This window comes from Marinobacter sp. MA, from assembly GCF_048298425.1.
GTDB classification, from domain to species: domain Bacteria; phylum Pseudomonadota; class Gammaproteobacteria; order Pseudomonadales; family Oleiphilaceae; genus Marinobacter; species Marinobacter salsuginis.
Genome location: NZ_CP103058.1, coordinates 3,474,326 through 3,491,287 on the forward strand (window position 1 = coordinate 3,474,326; position 16,962 = coordinate 3,491,287).

Annotated in this window: 17 protein-coding genes; 9 read left to right on the forward strand and 8 right to left on the reverse strand. The window is 57.5% G+C overall.

Translation table 11 applies throughout. The annotated features are described in order from the left end of the window. Nucleotides 1–52 precede the first annotated feature (52 nt). A complete protein-coding gene (locus NUW46_RS16130) occupies nt 53–1,297 on the forward strand; it encodes a substrate-binding periplasmic protein (protein ID WP_418140679.1) in 1,245 nt (414 codons plus the stop codon). 34 nt (nt 1,298–1,331) lie between these two features. Here NUW46_RS16130 and NUW46_RS16135 read toward each other — a convergent pair whose 3' ends face one another. Continuing rightward, nucleotides 1,332–3,020, reverse strand: a complete 1,689-nt coding sequence (locus NUW46_RS16135; RefSeq protein ID WP_418140680.1) for an HAD family hydrolase — start codon at nt 3,018–3,020, stop codon at nt 1,332–1,334. Between the two features lie 126 nt (nt 3,021–3,146). Between NUW46_RS16135 and NUW46_RS16140 the strand changes: the two genes are divergently transcribed. From NUW46_RS16140 to NUW46_RS16160, 5 genes are all read left to right on the forward strand, one after another. Next, nucleotides 3,147–3,986 carry a cytochrome c oxidase assembly protein gene (locus NUW46_RS16140; protein ID WP_418140681.1) on the forward strand — a complete coding sequence of 280 codons (840 nt, stop codon included), beginning with the start codon at nt 3,147–3,149 and terminating at the stop codon, nt 3,984–3,986. Further along, nucleotides 3,983–4,576, forward strand: a complete 594-nt coding sequence (locus NUW46_RS16145; protein WP_418140682.1) for an SCO family protein — start codon at nt 3,983–3,985, stop codon at nt 4,574–4,576. Before NUW46_RS16140 ends, NUW46_RS16145 begins: the two co-directional genes overlap by 4 nt. A gap of 74 nt (nt 4,577–4,650) precedes the next feature. Further along, the gene (locus NUW46_RS16150) at nt 4,651–5,559 is read left to right on the forward strand and encodes a cation diffusion facilitator family transporter (RefSeq protein ID WP_418140683.1); all 909 of its coding nucleotides are present in this window, start codon (nt 4,651–4,653) and stop codon (nt 5,557–5,559) included. A gap of 54 nt (nt 5,560–5,613) precedes the next feature. After that, nucleotides 5,614–5,760, forward strand: a complete 147-nt coding sequence (locus NUW46_RS16155; RefSeq protein WP_083231714.1) for a DUF2256 domain-containing protein — start codon at nt 5,614–5,616, stop codon at nt 5,758–5,760. Further along, complete coding sequence (locus NUW46_RS16160) at nt 5,757–7,274, forward strand: FAD-binding domain-containing protein (protein ID WP_153633927.1); 1,518 nt, start codon at nt 5,757–5,759, stop codon at nt 7,272–7,274. The genes NUW46_RS16155 and NUW46_RS16160 overlap by 4 nt, the downstream gene beginning before the upstream one ends. Nucleotides 7,275–7,288: 14 nt before the next feature. On the opposite strand, the gene NUW46_RS16165 is transcribed toward NUW46_RS16160, so the two are convergent. From NUW46_RS16165 to NUW46_RS16195, 7 genes are all read right to left on the reverse strand, one after another. After that, nucleotides 7,289–7,801 carry a hypothetical protein gene (locus tag NUW46_RS16165; RefSeq protein WP_069181809.1) on the reverse strand — a complete coding sequence of 171 codons (513 nt, stop codon included), beginning with the start codon at nt 7,799–7,801 and terminating at the stop codon, nt 7,289–7,291. 158 nt (nt 7,802–7,959) lie between these two features. After that, the gene (locus NUW46_RS16170) at nt 7,960–10,326 is read right to left on the reverse strand and encodes a heavy metal translocating P-type ATPase (protein WP_418140684.1); all 2,367 of its coding nucleotides are present in this window, start codon (nt 10,324–10,326) and stop codon (nt 7,960–7,962) included. Beyond that, on the reverse strand, nt 10,319–10,546 hold the full coding sequence (locus tag NUW46_RS16175) for a hypothetical protein (protein WP_418140685.1): 228 nt from the start codon (nt 10,544–10,546) through the stop codon (nt 10,319–10,321). Before NUW46_RS16175 ends, NUW46_RS16170 begins: the two co-directional genes overlap by 8 nt. A 100-nt stretch (nt 10,547–10,646) precedes the next feature. Next, nucleotides 10,647–11,003 (reverse strand): hypothetical protein, encoded by a 357-nt coding sequence (locus tag NUW46_RS16180; RefSeq protein WP_069181812.1) that lies wholly within the window; start codon nt 11,001–11,003, stop codon nt 10,647–10,649. A gap of 156 nt (nt 11,004–11,159) precedes the next feature. Beyond that, nucleotides 11,160–11,906: a copper resistance protein B gene (locus tag NUW46_RS16185; protein WP_069181813.1), complete on the reverse strand. Its 747-nt coding sequence runs from the start codon at nt 11,904–11,906 to the stop codon at nt 11,160–11,162. After that, the gene (locus NUW46_RS16190) at nt 11,903–13,636 is read right to left on the reverse strand and encodes a copper resistance system multicopper oxidase (RefSeq protein ID WP_069181814.1); all 1,734 of its coding nucleotides are present in this window, start codon (nt 13,634–13,636) and stop codon (nt 11,903–11,905) included. The genes NUW46_RS16185 and NUW46_RS16190 overlap by 4 nt, the downstream gene beginning before the upstream one ends. Before the next feature lie 37 nt (nt 13,637–13,673). After that, a complete protein-coding gene (locus NUW46_RS16195; RefSeq protein ID WP_418140686.1) occupies nt 13,674–14,201 on the reverse strand; it encodes a cupredoxin domain-containing protein in 528 nt (175 codons plus the stop codon). A gap of 200 nt (nt 14,202–14,401) precedes the next feature. On the opposite strand from NUW46_RS16195, the gene NUW46_RS16200 reads away from it, so the two are divergent. The 3 genes from NUW46_RS16200 to cadR are packed head-to-tail and all read left to right on the forward strand — an operon-like array spanning nt 14,402 to nt 16,864. Further along, nucleotides 14,402–15,067: a response regulator transcription factor gene (locus NUW46_RS16200; RefSeq protein WP_209400227.1), complete on the forward strand. Its 666-nt coding sequence runs from the start codon at nt 14,402–14,404 to the stop codon at nt 15,065–15,067. Next, a complete protein-coding gene (locus NUW46_RS16205) occupies nt 15,054–16,409 on the forward strand; it encodes a sensor histidine kinase (protein WP_418140687.1) in 1,356 nt (451 codons plus the stop codon). The genes NUW46_RS16200 and NUW46_RS16205 overlap by 14 nt, the downstream gene beginning before the upstream one ends. Further along, the gene (gene cadR / locus NUW46_RS16210; protein WP_418140688.1) at nt 16,406–16,864 is read left to right on the forward strand and encodes a Cd(II)/Pb(II)-responsive transcriptional regulator; all 459 of its coding nucleotides are present in this window, start codon (nt 16,406–16,408) and stop codon (nt 16,862–16,864) included. Before NUW46_RS16205 ends, cadR begins: the two co-directional genes overlap by 4 nt. Nucleotides 16,865–16,962 lie beyond the last annotated feature (98 nt).

Here is a 16,962-nt window from a genome sequence, read left to right on the forward strand (position 1 = left end):
TTGGTGCTAGCCTGACATTAGGATTGTTAACATCACGGATGCTGCCTTCACGATGAACCTTCGACTCGCTCTGAGTCTGACAACAATACTGTATTCAACCGTGTGTCAGGCCCAGCCTCCGACACTGAACCTCTACACTTTTGAAAGCCCACCCTACCAGGTGGCAAGCCAGGAAAAGGGTGGAGGCAATCGAATTTCCGGCGAAACCGCCGACACGGTGGTTTGTGCCGCAAACCGCGCTGGCTGGGCAACGCGTATTCGGATTACGCCCCAGAATCGCGCCATACACTCGCTGGAACGCAACATGATCGATGGCTATTTTGCCATTGATCCCTCCGCCGAACTCGACAACATAGCCAGGCGCAGCGATCCGGTGGCTCTGGAGAAATGGTACTTTTTCACCGGGGGCAATAAAGCGTTTACCGACAACCTGCGAATCGGAGTCGTGGCCGGCAGCAACGAAGAGGCCTGGCTGGAAGCCAACGGCTATGCCATCTTTCTGAGCGTGTCTTCGCCCTCGCAGTTGCTTGCGCTGCTCGAACGAGGCCGAATCGATACGGCATTGATGGATGAGCGCGTGATGAATCGTTTGCGTTACGAAAACGATTCAGAAGCAACACAACTGACTGCGAATTTTGTCCGTTACGCGCCGCTTTACCTGTACCTGAGCGAAGCGTTCGTTTCCGACTATCCTGATTTTCTTGGCACTTTCAACCGTACTCTGAACAGTTGCATGGCCGGTCAGCTCGCACTGTCCGAAGAGGAAACACGCCGAATCACGGAACTATCGGGGCGCCTGTTCAAAGAAATGAACAGCGTTCTGGACATCAACCAGATCATTGAGGCAGGCCCCAGGCAGGAAAGCTTTACCGATGTCATGACCATCGACAGTCAGTGGCAAGCGCTGGTGCCGGTCACAACGCCGGATCTGGCCGAAAGGATCCTCGCGCTGCCCGGCTCCAGGGCACTTCTGGCCTGGCAGGAGTCTCACAGGGGCCTTGTTACCGAGGTAATGCTGATCAACGACATGGGAACTCTAGCGGCGATGAGCCAGCTAACATCTGACTACTGGCAGGGTGACGAACCCAAGTTCCAGAGGGTAATGGAAAACCGGGTCACCGGCACCGAAGCCGAAAGGCGGCTGTACATATCCCCGATTCGCTATGACACCTCCGCGGCCCGATTTCAGATCACCGCCAGCACGCCAGTGGTACCCGGCCACGGGAAGTCAGCCATCGGCGTGGCTGTAATCGGTCTCAGCATCGAGGAAGCACTCAGCCAGGTTGAACAGTACTGACCATTCTGGTCGCCTTCCCAGGTTCCGCCCTAATTCAAGGTGGCCCTACCTCGCAGGCCAGCACTAGCGCCCAGAACTCCGAGAAGTCATTAACTACCACGTCCGGTTTATCCGGGTGCTTGTGGGTGCCCGGGAAAATCTTGTTCAGCCAGGGCAGGTCCCATTGGGCGCCGTTGAAAAAAACCGAGGTGAGGCCGGCGCGCTTGGCGGCAATCACGTCGGTGGTGCTGTCGCCCACATACCAGACGCTCGGATCCGGCGGATAGTCCAGCTTCTGAACCGCCAACAACAGTTGATCGGGGTGCGGCTTTCGCAGGGGCGTGTCGTCGCCGCAGACATCGACATCAAACAGATGAGTCCATCCAGTGTCTTCCACAGCCGCCAGCTCATGCTCGAAAAACTCGCGATCCCGATTGGTAATAACGCCCACCTGGATACCAAGCCGTCTTAAACCTTCAAGAACCTCCCGAACCTTCGGTTCAAAGGCCTTCACGGTACCGTAGTGCTTTCGATAGTGATGATTGAACGCCTTGTGTGCGACCTGTTTGGCTTCCTGATCCTCCCCGAACAGTACCTCAAAGATATCGGTCCTCGAAATCTTCCGGTCCGCCTTCACCTTCGGGTGCAACTTCGCAAACTCGCGCACGTAGGCAACCAGCTTCACATCTTCCGGAGTCTTGCTGTCTTCCGGCGCTACCATGCGGTCCATCAGTTTTAGTTTGTGGAAATCCGGCAGCATGTCATCCACCGCGTGGTACATGGCGTCGAGGGTATCCACCAGGGTGGCGTGCCAGTCGAACAGGATGACCGCCGGGCGAATGAGCTTGACCACCGCCGGGTGCCAGTCCGGCTCGATGCGCCGCTCCGGGCGCTGTGGCGGCGGGAAGGGTCGTGGGCGAACCTCGGCAGGCGTCTGTTCAAAAGCTTCCGGCTGGCTCCGTTCGAGCAGGGCCAAGAGATCCATCAGGTCTTCAAAGCTGTCCAGAATGGCCGCGGGGGCGTCCCGGTGGGAAAACCAGCTGTCGATCCGGCCGGATTCCCAGCAGGCCCCGTTGTAGAACACGCCCGACACGCCCGCTTTGTTGGCGGTGAGCATGTCAACGTAGCTGTCACCCACGTACCAGGCCTTTTCATCGGCCGGAAGATCGAGCTTCTCAAGCGCCTTCAGGATCACCTCCGGGTCGGGTTTGTACTCGGTGACATCATCGGCGCAGACCGTGGCATTAAACAGGTTGCGCCATCGGCCCTCGTCCACCGTCTGTAATTCCCGGTCCAGAAACTCCCGGTTCCGGTTGGTGGAGACCGCCAGTCGGATTCCCATGGCTTTCAGGGCGGAGAGGTACTCGTAGGCGCCAGGCTGGAACGGCTTTACCTGACCGAAGTATCGCCGATAGGCCTCGTTATAGGCCTTGTGGGCGATCAGTTTGGCGTCTTTGTCATCACCAAAGATGGCGTTAAAGATGTCGGTCCTCGACACCCGGCGCTCCGCCAGGATACGTGGATGCAGCCGCCGGAAAATCCGGATATAGCGCACCAGGCGCGCATCGTCCGATGTTCGGCACTTGTCCTCGGGCAGCAGCCGTTCCACCAGCCCCAGATCCTCCAGCTGCGGCAGCATGTCTTCCATGGCACTGAACATGGCATCGTGAGTATCTACCAGCGTGCCGTGCCAGTCGAAGATCAACACCGACGGCGCTGAAATGGAATCGCAAAATCGGGCCATGCCCCGTCTCCGTCAGAAGTTTCCTGAAGCCGGCCTTGAAATCCGCCGCCGGGCCGGCAAAACTCGGCGGTACTGACAAGAAAGATAAACCCGGTTTCCAGTGCGTGCACGCATCGAGTCCGATCCATGCCAATATCGAGCTACCTGCTGCCCTACGATTTTTCGCCTCTGACCCTGCTCAGTTACATGCTGGTGCTCGGGTTTTATGGTGTCGCGCTACTGAAGATGCCGGAGAAAGACCGGCCGGGATCGGGCCGGATTATCACGTTCACACTCGGGGTCATGCTCTGTTACGGGGTGATGCAGACCCGATTCGACTACTACTCCCAGTACATGTTTTTCGTTCACCGGGGGCAGCATCTGATTCTGCACCACCTGGGGCCAATACTGATCGCGCTGTCCAATCCGCTGCCAGTAATGCGCTTCTGGCACCAGAAAATGTCACGGTCTTTGCGCTACTGGCTACAACCATTTGGCTGGATTTACCGGGTATTGCAGCAGCCCTTTATCGCCTCGTTCCTGTTCGTGGGGCTGATCTATTTCTGGCTCTGGCCGCCTATCCATTTTGACGCCATGCTGAGCCGGCAGCTCTACTGGATCATGAACTGGAGCATGTTGCTGGATGGCCTGCTGTTCTGGTGGCTGATCTTCGACCCCCGATCGCCGGCCATTACCAACGCTTTGGGTTACGGCAAGCGTATTCTGCTGCTGGCGCTGGTGGCCATCCCCCAGATGATACTTGGCGCCTGGATCGTCTTTTCCCGGGGTATGGTGTACGACGTGTACGAAGTATGCGGCCGGGCATGGCCCATGCCTCCCGAAACCGATCAGTTATTGGGCGGTCTGCTGACCTGGATCCCCCCGGCCATGATGAGCATCATCGGCATTCTGATCGTGCTCCGCCGGGCCATGCATGAAGATGGCAAATTTCCCAGGCGCCGCTCTCTGGCAGGAGGAAACGCATGAACCGAACGCTGCCACTGTGGTTCGTCTTCATTGCCCTGGTACTCGCTGGCTGCGCTGGCGATGAGAAAAGCTGGCATGGCAAGGACATATCGGGCCTGATGCCCGAGCTCCAGTTCCAGCTGGAGGGCACCGATGGGAAAACCGTGACTCCTGATGACTCACAAGGCAACATCCGGCTGGTGTATTTCGGCTTTACCTCCTGCCCCGATGTCTGCCCAACCACGCTGACCGATCTGCGCCGCTCGGTTCAGCAACTGCCCGCAGAGTATCAGGACGATGTCACCACCCTGTTCGTCAGCGTTGACCCGCGCCGGGATACCCCCGAACGCCTGGCCAGTTACGTAAGCTTTTTCGGGGAAGGAATCGTTGGCCTCACCGCCGAAGAGCCCACGCTTCGAAAGCTCGCCAAACGCTACCGGACCACCTTCGGTTATGACCAGCCCGACGCCAACGGCAACTACAACGTCTCCCACAGCAGCGCCGTTTATGTGTTCGATCGCAGTGGCAGCGCCCGGCTGCTGCTTCGGCCCGGCCTATCGCCTGAGCAGATCAGTGAAGATCTGGCCCAGCTGGCCAGGGAGTCGGGTTAATCTGATTCTTGACCCTGTAGCTACTACAGGGTTTTGAATGCTCACCAGACGCATCAGAAAATGGAGAGCAGACAATGCACAGCCACCACGATCACGGGTACGGCCATGCGAAGCATTTCGACACCCACAACCGCTCGTTTGCGCTGGCCGTCGTGCTTAACGTGGTCTTTGTTGCCATAGAGGCGGTCTACGGAGTCCTGTCCGGATCCCTGGCCCTGCTGGCTGATGCCGGCCATAACCTGAGCGATGTGCTGGGCCTCATCATGGCCTGGGTTGCGAGCTGGATGGCCACAAAGAAAGCGACCGACCGGAACACTTACGGACTGAAAAAATCCACTATCCTGGCAGCCCTGTTCAATGCGCTTTTTCTGATCGCAGCCGTTGGCGGCATTGCCTGGGAAGCCATTGGCCGCTTCAGCGAACCGGCGGAGGTTACCGGTTTGACCGTCATCGTGGTCGCCGGCATCGGGGTCGTTATCAATGGCCTCACGATGCTACTGTTCATGAAAGGCCAGGAGGGCGACCTCAACATCCGCGGCGCGTTCCTGCACATGGCTGCAGACACGGCGGTGTCCGTTGGCGTTGTGGTTGCCGGACTTGTGATCATGTTTACCGGCCTCAACTGGATCGATCCTCTGGTAAGTCTCGTGATCGCAGCCGTGATCTTTCTGGGAACCTGGCGGTTGCTGAAAGATTCCCTCAATCTGGCAGTGGACGCGGTACCGAGAGAGATCAACCCCGAGCAAGTTCTCGATAGCCTCAAGGAACTGCCCGGCGTCGAATCGGTTCACCATCTTCATATCTGGGGGCTAAGCACAACGGAAAACGCCCTCACGGTGCATCTGGTAAAGCCTGACCCGGCCAGTGACGATAAGGTCATCGAGCAGGCCACCCGCATGCTGGCAAGCGACTTCAACATCCATCATGTGACCATCCAATGGGAGCGCGAGGCCGGCAGTTGCCCAACACTCGCCTACTGCTGATCCCCGCGTGTGAGCCGGACGTACTATGGCCAGAAACCTGAACGGAGCCCGCTAGTGCCCCACAAAAAGCTCAACCTGCCCGAAAAGACCTGCCCGGTCTGCCAGCGGCCCTTTAAGTGGCGGAAAAAATGGGCCAAAGACTGGGACAACGTGCGCTACTGCAGCGAACGTTGCCGGCGTGAAAGGAGCGCATCGTCATGACCACCGTGGTGTGGTTCAAGCGCGACCTTCGCACCCGTGATCATGCCCCGCTGGTGGCGGCAGCCGCCCTGGGAGAGCCGGTCATACCCTTGTACGTCATCGAAGATGAGTACTGGCAACTGCCGGACACCAGCGGCCGCCAATGGGCGTTTATCCGGGATTCTCTGGACGACCTGGACCGGCAGTTGCGCAAGGCCGGCAGTCAGCTGCTGGTGCTGCGAGGGTCGATGATTGATGCCCTCAAGCAGATTCAGGCCCACCAGCCAATTAACCGCATCTTCTGCCATCAGGAAACCGGCGGGCAGTGGACCTACGAGCGTGACAGGTCGGTGATTGGATGGTGCTCGGAGAACCATGTGGAGTTCCGGGAGTGGAACCAGTTTGGTGTGGTTCGTCGCCTGAGCGACCGGGATGTGTGGGACAAAGCCTGGACCGATCTGATGCGGCAACCCGTACTTGAGGCTCCGACTGTAATTCCGACATCGGATACGTTGAAGACCCTTTGCGCTGGCAACAATGACAAGGCTTTTGAAGTACCTGACGAGTGTCCGGACCGCCAGATAGGTGGTAGCGCGAGAGGCGAAAAGCTTCTGACCTCGTTCCTGGATCGCCGTTGCGTCGGCTACCAGTACAATATCTCCAGCCCGAACACCGCCGTAAGAGCCTGCTCGCGCCTGAGTCCGCACATCGCTTATGGCACTGTCAGCCTTCGGGAGGTGTATCAGGAGGCAAAGGCCACCGGCAATCACCGCAACACCCTGCCCCGGAAAAAGAAAAGCCTGACCAGCTTCCGCTCCCGGCTGCACTGGCACTGCCATTTTATCCAGAAACTGGAAGATGAGCCCGAACTGGAATTTCGGGCCATGCACCGGGAAATGGAGGCGCTCAAATCGGGGCCTAACGATTCCGAGCGCCTGCAGCGCTGGCAGGAAGGCCAGACCGGCTGGCCCCTCGTGGACGCCAGCATGCGGGCCCTGGCCCATTCGGGCTGGATCAATTTCCGGATGCGCGCCATGTTGATGGCAATCGCCAGCTATCAGCTCTGGCTGCACTGGCGGGACCCGGCCCTTCATCTGGCCCGCCTGTTTACCGATTTCGAGCCGGGCATCCACTACTCACAGACCCAGATGCAGTCTGGCCTCACCGGCATCAACGCCCTGCGCATCTACAATCCGGTGTTGCAGAGCCAGAAACTGGATCCAGAAGGCGAATTCATCCGGCGCTGGATCCCGGAGCTGTCGGGCGTGCCCAGTGAAATGATCCACACGCCCTGGCTGATGACTCCGGCCCAGAAAGAGCGTTATGGCGGCAATACCTACATCTCACCGGTGTGTGACCATGAGCAGGCGGCCCGGGTTGCCCGCAAGGCGGTTGGCGACTTTCGCAAGCAGCACGTCAGCAAGGCAGAAACAGACCGGGTGCTGGTCCGCCACGGCAGTCGCAAGGGACCTGTCCAGAAACGCCCCGGCGTGCCAGCGAAGCAGCAGCCCGATCAACTGTCACTGTTCGACTAGAAGGAAGGAACACATCAGTTGCGGTTCATTTGCCGCTGATGCTCCAGCATTTGCTCCATCATCATCTGCATCTGGTTCATCCGGTTCTCCATCATCTGAAGACGCTGCTCGTTGTCCATCCCCGGACCACCAGAGCGATTCCCCTGGGCATTACCGGACTGCTTTTTACCCTGGCCCTGATTATTCATCATGCCCTGGTTGTTCATCATGCCCTGGCCATTACCCATCATTCCTTGGCCACTGCCCATCATGCCGGGGCCCATCATGCCGCCACGCATCATCTGCATGTGCTCCTGCATGTATTCCATGTGTTGCTCGCGCAGTCTCTGGCGTTCAGCGTTGGAATTGGCATTCCGCATTTCCTGCATCATGGCCTGCATCCGTGCCATGTTTTCATTCATCTGCTGCACTTGTTCCTCGGTCATCATGCCGCCGCGAGGCATTTGCCCCGAGTTTCCCTGTGCAAAAGCAAAGGCAGGCAAAGCAACGAGCACGGAACACGCTACAAAACGGGTTAATCTGTTCATGAGATCCTCCTTATCGGCTGCAACTCTGTGCATCCTTCTCAGTAAAGACCATGAAACTGAATTGAGGCTGAAAAAAGACTCTGGAGAAGCATTAACAGCTTGCATCTTGACCTGAGTCATCCAGATATGTCGCAGACTATTACCAGGGATCAGTCCTTCTATTGCTTTGGTTCAAGTTTGATAACCCGAAGGCGAAGAGCATTTATGATCACGCTCACCGAAGAAAGCGACATTGCTGCGGCAGCAAAAATCGGCGACAGCAGTATGCCGAAAAATGGATACAGAACACCCGCTGCAATAGGCACGCCTGCAGAATTGTAGACAAACGCAAAGAACAGGTTCTGCCGGATGTTACGCATGGTTGCCAGCGACAACTGACGCGCCTCAACAATGCCCATCAGGTCGCCGCGCAGCAGAGTAATACCAGCACTCTCAATTGCTACATCGGTGCCAGTGCCCATAGCGACACCCACATCCGCCGTGGCCAGTGCAGGCGCGTCGTTCACGCCGTCGCCCGCCATCACGACAACCCGACCTTCGTCCTTCAGGCGTTGAACAATCTTGCCCTTATCTTCCGGCAGCACTTCCGCTTCCACTTCGTCGATATGCAACTTGCGGGCAACAGCCTCGGCTGACGTACGGTTATCGCCGGTCAGCATGACGACGCGAATCCCGTCTTTCTGCAGCGCTGAAATGGCGGCTTCAGTGGTTTCCTTCACCGGATCGGCTATCGCGAGCAAGCCTGCGACGTTGCCGTCGACGGCCGCAAAAATCACAGTAGCGCCGTCTTTCCGGAGCTGGTCGGCTTCGCCGTCATATTTTGCGGTGTCGACATTCTCGGACTCCATCAGGAGGCGATTGCCGAGCAGCACCCGCTTGCCATCGATTCGACCGGTAACCCCTTTTCCGTTAGGCGAATCAAAGTCCTCTGCATCCGGGAGCTCCAGATCCATACCCTTGGCCTTATCGAGAATGGCGTGGGCCAATGGATGCTCGCTGCCCTTTTCCAGACCACCGGCATAGCGCATCAGATCGTTGTCACTGAACCCGTTTGCCGCGACAAGTCGGGTGACTTGCGGCTTGCCTTCTGTCAGCGTGCCGGTTTTATCCACCACCACGGTGTCCACCTTTTCCATCCGCTCAAGAGCTTCTGCATCACGGATCAGCACGCCACTCTGGGCACCGCGTCCAACCCCAACCATGATAGACATGGGTGTTGCCAGGCCCAGTGCGCAGGGGCAGGCAATGATCAAAACGCTTACGGCAGCAATCAGGCCGAAGGCCATGGGCGGCGTGGGGCCAAAAACAGACCATGCGATAAAGGCGATGATCGCAATCACGATGACTGCCGGCACGAAGTAAGCGGCAACCTTGTCTGCGAGCCCCTGAATCGGCGCCCGGCTGCGTTGCGCGCTGGCCACCATCTGAACGATCTGCGACAGCATGGTATCGCGGCCAACCTTGTCGGCGCGCATGATGAAACTGCCCTGCTGGTTAATACTGCCGCCGATCACCTGATCGCCGGATTTCTTGCTGACGGCCAACGGCTCACCGGTCACCATGGACTCATCCACGTTGGAACTGCCTTCGAGCACTTCGCCGTCCAACGGCACCTTGTCGCCGGGGCGCACCCGCATACGGTCACCAACCTTGACCTGATCCAGCGACACATCGGATTCGCTGCCATCGTCATCCAACTTCCTGGCAGTGGCAGGCGCCAGATCCAACAAAGCCTTGATGGCGCCGGAGGTTTTCTCCCTGGCCCGCAGTTCCAGCACCTGACCAAGCAATACCAGCACGACGATGACGGCTGCCGCCTCGAAATACACCGCCACCGAGCCGTCTTCCTGCCGAAAGGCACCCGGGAATATCTGTGGCGCCAATGTCGCCACCAGGCTGTAGATCAGTGCCACGCCAGTACCAATGGCGATAAGAGTAAACATGTTCAGGTTACGGCTAACCACGGATTTCCAGCCACGGACGAAGAAGGGCCAACCGCACCAGAGCACCACCGGCGTCGCCAGCACCAACTGAATCCAGTTAGACATCTGAGGAGCAATAATGTGATCAAGCCCGGTCAGGTGTCCGCCCATTTCCAGCACCAGGACCGGCAATGTGAGCACCAGGCCAATCCAGAATCGGCGAGTCATATCCTTGAGCTCTTCCGACGGCCCGTCGTCCAGACTCACTTGCTCGGGCTCCAGGGCCATTCCACAGATGGGGCAGTCCCCCGGGCCTTGCTGACGAATCTCCGGGTGCATGGGGCAGGTATACATGGTGCCCGGCGCTACCGGCTCTTGCGGCTTGTCCTTCTGGCCGAGATATTGCTGAGGATCCGCCTCGAACTTTGATTGACAGCGGGACGAGCAGAAATACCAGGTTTTTCCAAAGTGCTGACTTCGATGCTCCGCCTTATGCGGATCCACATTCATGCCACAAACCGGATCTTTGACCTGATGTTCCCCTGCCTCAGCGTGATCGTGACCGGCGGTATCATGGTGGTGGGCGTGTTGGTGCTCAGCCATTTTGGTCTCCCGTGGTTTCTGTCGGCCAGTCCGCAAACGCAATGAAATACAGCAAAAACAGATTGGCGACTGGAATGAGGATCAGAATGCCCATCCAACCCGGATACCCCGTGCGCTGGCAAATTCGCCAGGCGGGTATAACCACCACAATGGCAATCACCAGCATCCAGAGCCAGTGGCCTGCCCACATCGTGTTCCCAAACATGTTGTCGTCCATCATGGCCTTGGCCTCCCGCCCAATTACAGTTAATGGTGATGTAAGTGACTCCCTTCCTGATAGCGTGTCTTCCCGTCCTTCGTTTCGGCCGTTCAACCTCCGATCATTTTCGTTTAATTGGTGGCATTTTGGAGCAGCAGTGGGGCTGATGTTGCGCGTTAGCCCGAACGTTGTCATCGGTGAATCGGTACCAGGCCAGCTTTCGCTGAGCCCACCAACCGCCTTTCAGCTGGCCGCCCCGGGCAGTGACCATTTCCAGCAGATCGTCGACGGACCAGTGGCTTGCATCGTAGGCAATCCGCAGAACGTTGGTCGGTTTTCGTTCGGCAAGATCAACGCAGGGATGGTGATTGAGATCCTCAAGCAGGTCGTCCCACTGGCTTTCCGCCAGGCCCCTTATGGGGAGTGTGCGGCGCTGAAGGAAGGCCTCCTGAGTGCCCATTTTGTGTGCCTTGGCCATGGGATTTCACCTCGGGTGTCGGTGACTTCAAGACCATTACAGCACCGTTAACTGAATTGCCGCTGAAAACCGGCGTTCAATTCAGATTGATTTGAGGTGCATCAAAATTAAGAAAAAAAGCCCGGGTGCGAGCGCCCGGGCTTTTTGAAGTGGCGTTCAGAATGCGATTCGCGCACCAACAACGGCAAACCAGTCTTCGGTACTGCCGCCCTCGGCCTCAGCCAGGTCGGCGGTGTCGCCGTATTTGCGTTCGTGCACCACACCAATGTAGGGAGACACGGCCCGGTCGATCAGGTCATAGCTCAACCTGAGGCCGGCCTCTGTTGAGCTAAGCCCCTTACCCAGGCCAATCTCCCGATCCTCACTGAATGCCACCGTTGCATCCAGAGCAGCGGAGAGAATCCAATGGTTGGTGAGCAACAACTCGTATTCGGCATCTACCTCCGCCGATGTGTCGCCCTCATCACTGACGTACAGGCTTGCGTCCACTTCGAACCACTGGGGCGCCAGGCCGGTTACCCCAAGAACCGCATAGGTTCGATCGGGTCCTTCCGGCGTATCGAACCGAACGCCCGCCTTGGCATCGAAAAACTTGGAGATGGGCGTCTGCGCAACCAGCTGGTTTTCGAGGCCCTCGTAGGCCTGCTCCTGAATGGCATACTCTCCCTTGCCCAACCAACGGAACTTGAACTCGTCGGTGCCATAGAACACGTCAGATTTCCAGACACCAAGCTCCTCATCCGAATCGCTGTAACGGTACTCCAGCTCCTCGAATTGAACACCCCAGGTCGCCAGGGGCTGCTTACGGGCAGTGGTGTCCTGGATCATGGTCTGGGCCGTCACCGGCGTTGACACTACCAACGAGCTCAAGAGCCCCAGAGTCAGGAATTGCACACGGCTCATGCTTCACCTCCATTGTCGGCAACAGCGTCAGTTTTCGCCTGAGTCGTGTCGGGACCACCCTCAACAATCACCTTGCGGAACATACCCGCGGCGGCGTGGTAGGAAAGATGGCAATGGAAGGCCCACTGTCCCGGCTCGTCCACCTCGGTTTCCATATAGACAGTGGTGCCAGGCTGAACACTGATGGTGTGCTTGATGGGGTTCCACTGATCGGCGCCGACATCCAGAATGGACCACATGCCATGCAGGTGCATGGGATGCGTCATCATGGTTTCGTTCACAAACTTAAAGCGGACACGTTCGCCATATTGCAGGCGGATCGGGTCAGCGTCCTCGTATTTCACGCCGTTGATGCTCCAGGTGTAACGCTCCATGTTGCCGGTGAGCTTCAGCTCGATCTCGCGGGTGGGTTCACGGTCCTCATAAAGGGGGTTCTGTGCCCTGAGATCGGCGTAGGACAGAAACTTTCCGCCATTGGCGGCGACGGGGACAATCCCACTGCCTTCGGCGTAGAAAGGATCGCTGGCACCTTTGCTGGACATCATCATGCCGCTGTGATCCATGCCCGCCATGTTTGAATGATCCATCCCCGACATCTCAGACTCATTCATACTTCCCATGGCAGAATGGTCCATACCTGCCATATCACCGGAACCGCTCATATCCATGCTTCCGTGATCCATACCGTGCATGCCGGCCATATCGGCCATGGTCAGCCGAGCCGGCTCGCGCAATTCGGGGACCACACCTTCCATGCCTTCTTCTGGTGCCAGCGTTGCCCTTGCATAACCCGAACGCCCCATGGATTCAGCAAAGATGGTGTACGCCTGCTCATCGCGGGGACGAACGATGACGTCATAGGTCTCGGCCACGCCGATGCGGAACTCGTCCACATTTACGGGTTGGACATTGTTACCGTCAGCCTGAACCACCGTCATGTTCAGACCCGGGATACGAATATCGAAGTAGGTCATTGCCGACGAGTTGATAAAGCGCAATCGGATTCTCTCGCCTGGTTCAAAAATGCCCGTCCAGTTCTGGTCAGGACCCTTGCCGTTGATCAACGCGGTAAACCCCTGCAGGTCCTCGACATCCGCCTTCATCATCCGCATATCGCCCCAGGCCATCCGGTCCTTCAGGGTATTCATGAAGCCATGCTCGGCGGCATCGGAGAAGAACTCGCCAACAGTCTGCTGCTGCCGGTTGTAGTAGTCAGGCATCATCTTCAGGTTGCGCATGATGCGATCCCCGGAGTGCGGGTGTTTGTCAGTCAGCTGAACCACATACTCGCGGTCATAACGGAACGGCTCTCGGCCTTCCGGTTCGATAACAATGGCACCGTAGGCACCGTCGGGTTCCTGGAAACCGGAGTGGCTGTGAAACCAGTAGGTGCCGGCCTGTTGGATGGGAAAACGGTAGGTGAAGGTTTCGCCTGGCTTGATACCCGGGAAACTGATGCCGGGCACGCCATCCTGTTGATAGGGCAGGATAAGCCCGTGCCAATGGATGGAGGTCATTTCATCAAGATTGTTGGTGACATTGATGGTCACCTCTTCGCCCTGCTTGAAGCGCAAAACGGGTCCCGGGGATTCGCCGTTATAGCCAATGCCCTCTTTGACAAAATCGCCGGTATCAATCTGGACCCGGTCCACTGTCAGGTTGTATTCACCAGCCAGGCCAAACGCCGGCATCAGCAAGGCCGCAAGGCCTGCCAGAAAGGATTTCTTCATGGTTGACTACTCTCAACTACGTCGTTGTTTGGAGGGATCAGTTGAAATTCACATCTCCGTACATGCCGGCCTGATAATGCCCGGGCACGTTGCAGGCAAACTCGATATTGCCCTCCTCGGAGAATTTCCAGACGATCTCTTTGCTCTTGCCGGGCTCGAGAAGAACGCTGTTGGGATCGTCGTGCTTCATGGAGTGGCCGTCGCCCATGTCCATTTCCATCATGTCGTGATTGAGAGTTCCGCCCTGGATCACGCCATGTTCAACCATCATCATCATTTCTTCCTGATGGGCCTCATGCATATCGGGCGTGCCAATGTTGAACTCGTGAACAAGGTTGCCCTTATTTTCGATAACAAAACGAACCGTTTCACCGGGATTGACCTCGATGGACTCGGGCTCGTAATAGTTGTCGTGCATCTCAACGTTGATCGTTCGGCTGACCTCGGAGGCCTTGCCCGGCTCTCCGCTTCCTCCCCCGTGGCCACCGCTGTGGGCGCCGGCGGCAAAAGCCGTTGCTGACATGGTCATGGCTGTGGCGGCAACCAGAAATGCGGATGCGTTCATCTTGTATACTCCTGTGAATTGGTGAGACTCAAACGAACCATGGTTTGCTTCGAAAATTGAGCAATATCCAGAAACGATGAATACCATCGCGCACAAACCTGAATCCTTTCTGAAAATGACGAATTATTTAGCGTTCAGGCTGGGTTCAGTTAACACAGGGATACTGAGTCGCTGAGGTTCACATTCTGAAGGACAGACTTATGCGTTTACTGCTCGTCGAAGATGACCGACTGCTGGCCGACGGTCTGGCCAGCCAACTTGAAAAGGCGGGTTTCAGTGTGGATTCAACGTTTACTGCCAAAGAAGCCTTGATGCTGGCAGAGCAGGAGGATTATCGGGCTGTTGTCCTGGATCTGGGCCTGCCTGACGGCAACGGACTGGACGTTCTGCGCAAGTGGCGGATGAACAGGGCCAGCTTCCCTGTCCTGATTCTGACTGCCCGAGGCGACTGGCAGGACAAGGTCAACGGACTAAAAGCCGGCGCCGATGACTACCTGGCCAAACCCTTCCAGACCGAAGAGCTGATTGCACGACTGAACGCCATCATTCGCCGGAGCGAAGGGCGGGTGCACTCTCTTGTGAAAGCCGGCAATCTCGAGCTGGATGAGAATCGCCAGAGCCTGAAACTGGCCGATGGCACAGAACACAGCCTCACCGGAACCGAGTTCCGCTTGTTACGTTGCCTGATGAGCCGACCAGGGCACGTGTTCTCGAAAGAGCAACTTATGGAGCAGCTCTACAACCTGAACGACAACCCCAGCGAGAACGTCATTGAAGCCTACATTCGCAGGCTCCGGAAACTGGTAGGCACGGACACCATCTCTACACGACGTGGCCAGGGGTACCTGTTCAATGACCTGGTTTAAAAAACCGGCATCCGTCAAGGGAACCCTGCTGGCACTGCTGCTGCCGGCCGGCATTCTTCTGATGGCTCTCGCATGGTTAGTGCACGGGCTGCTGCTTGACCGCATGTCCCGCCAATTCGTTGAAACCCGCCTGAAAGACGAAGTCGCTTTTCTCGAACATCAGATTCGCGATTCCAGTGGTCGGCTGGACACTTTACAGACCGGTGATTATTTCCAGGAAGTTTTTCACCACGCATTTGCGATCCATTCCGATACCCGAACCATTATCTCCCCGGAAACCTGGGCCCCACTTTTAATGCCGCTTGTAGAGTCCAGTCAGGAGGGTACGCTGCGGGTCAGTGGCGCCCAGATTGAAGAGGCGCCCTCGGATATCCTTGCTTACCGGAAGTCCTTTCGTGTGAACGACCAGCCCATCGTGGTGATCGTTTCTGAAGACCTTGGTGCCTTGAGCCGCAGTCAGGCCGAGCTTCATGCATGGACAGCCGTTGTTTCCCTGCTCCTGATCCTGCTGCTGGTTGGCGCACTCTGGCTGGGCATCAACCTGTCCATGCGGCCCGTAGTGAGTCTCAAGGCGGCATTGAGGCGGCTGCAGGATGGCGAGATATCACGGATCGATGTGAAAGCGCCTGAGGAGTTCCAGCCCCTGGTACTGCAACTCAACCAGTTACTCGACTCCCTGGACCAGCGGCTGGAGCGCTCCAGGGACGCACTGGCCAACCTATCCCACAGCGTAAAAACGCCCATCGCTGCCGTTCGCCAGATTCTGGAAGATACGGACCGACCTCTGGCCAACGATCTCAGACAACAGATGGCCGGCAGGCTCGACGATATCGACAGACAACTGGAAGCAGAAATGCGGCGCAGCCGCTTCGCCGGCCCACAGGTGGGCAAAAGCGCCTATCCCCTGAAGCAGGCCAGGGACCTTCTGTGGATGCTCGGCCGGCTGTACCCGGCAAAATCTTTTGAAATGTCGACCGTCCTGACCGAAGAAAGACGCTGGCCCATTGAGGAACACGACCTGAACGAGGTGCTGGGCAACCTTCTGGACAACGCCGGGAAGTGGTCCACCAGATTCGTGGAGCTAGGCCTGAACGAGGACCGGCAGGGATTTACCATCACCGTCAAAGACGACGGCCCCGGAATTCCTCCGGACGCGCTGGACACCCTGGGCACCCGCGGTCTGCGTCTGGACGAACAAACGCCGGGGCACGGACTGGGGCTTGCCATCGTGCGGGAGATTACAGAGCGCTATGGTGGTACCCTGAATTTCAGCGCCGACTCGATCGGAGGCCTCAAGGCCACGGTGCATTTTCCGGGTACAACCGGGGGGACCCCTCAGTGAAAATTGGCGAACTCGCAAAGACAACAGCCATTCCTGTTGAGACCATCCGCTACTACGAAAAGATCGGCCTGCTGCCGGAACCGGACAGGGACAGCAGCGGCTACCGCTCCTACCGCAACGCCCACCTGGACCGCCTTCTCTTTATCAAACGCTGTCGCAATCTCGATATGGCGCAGGACGAGATTCGTGAGCTGATAAGGCTAGCCGAACAACCGGAAGCGGATTGCAGCGAAGTCGACGCCCTGCTGGCTCGCCACCTTAATCACGTTCGGGAACGACTGAAAGAGCTAACGAGCCTTGAGGATACGCTCCAGCAGCTTCAGGAAGCCTGCTCCGATGGACGCACTGTGCGCGAATGCGGAATTCTCGGGGGACTCAACAAGGAGCTTGAGACGGCTGAGCCCGAGGATCCACACAACCACGTTCCTGGCACCCATGGGCCCGGCCATAACTGAGAGTTTCCACCCGCCGACTATCTCGCATCCAACAAGCAGTCCCCGCCTTAAATCCAACCGGCACGATTCGACAAAACTCTGGCAGTCATTCAAAAGCC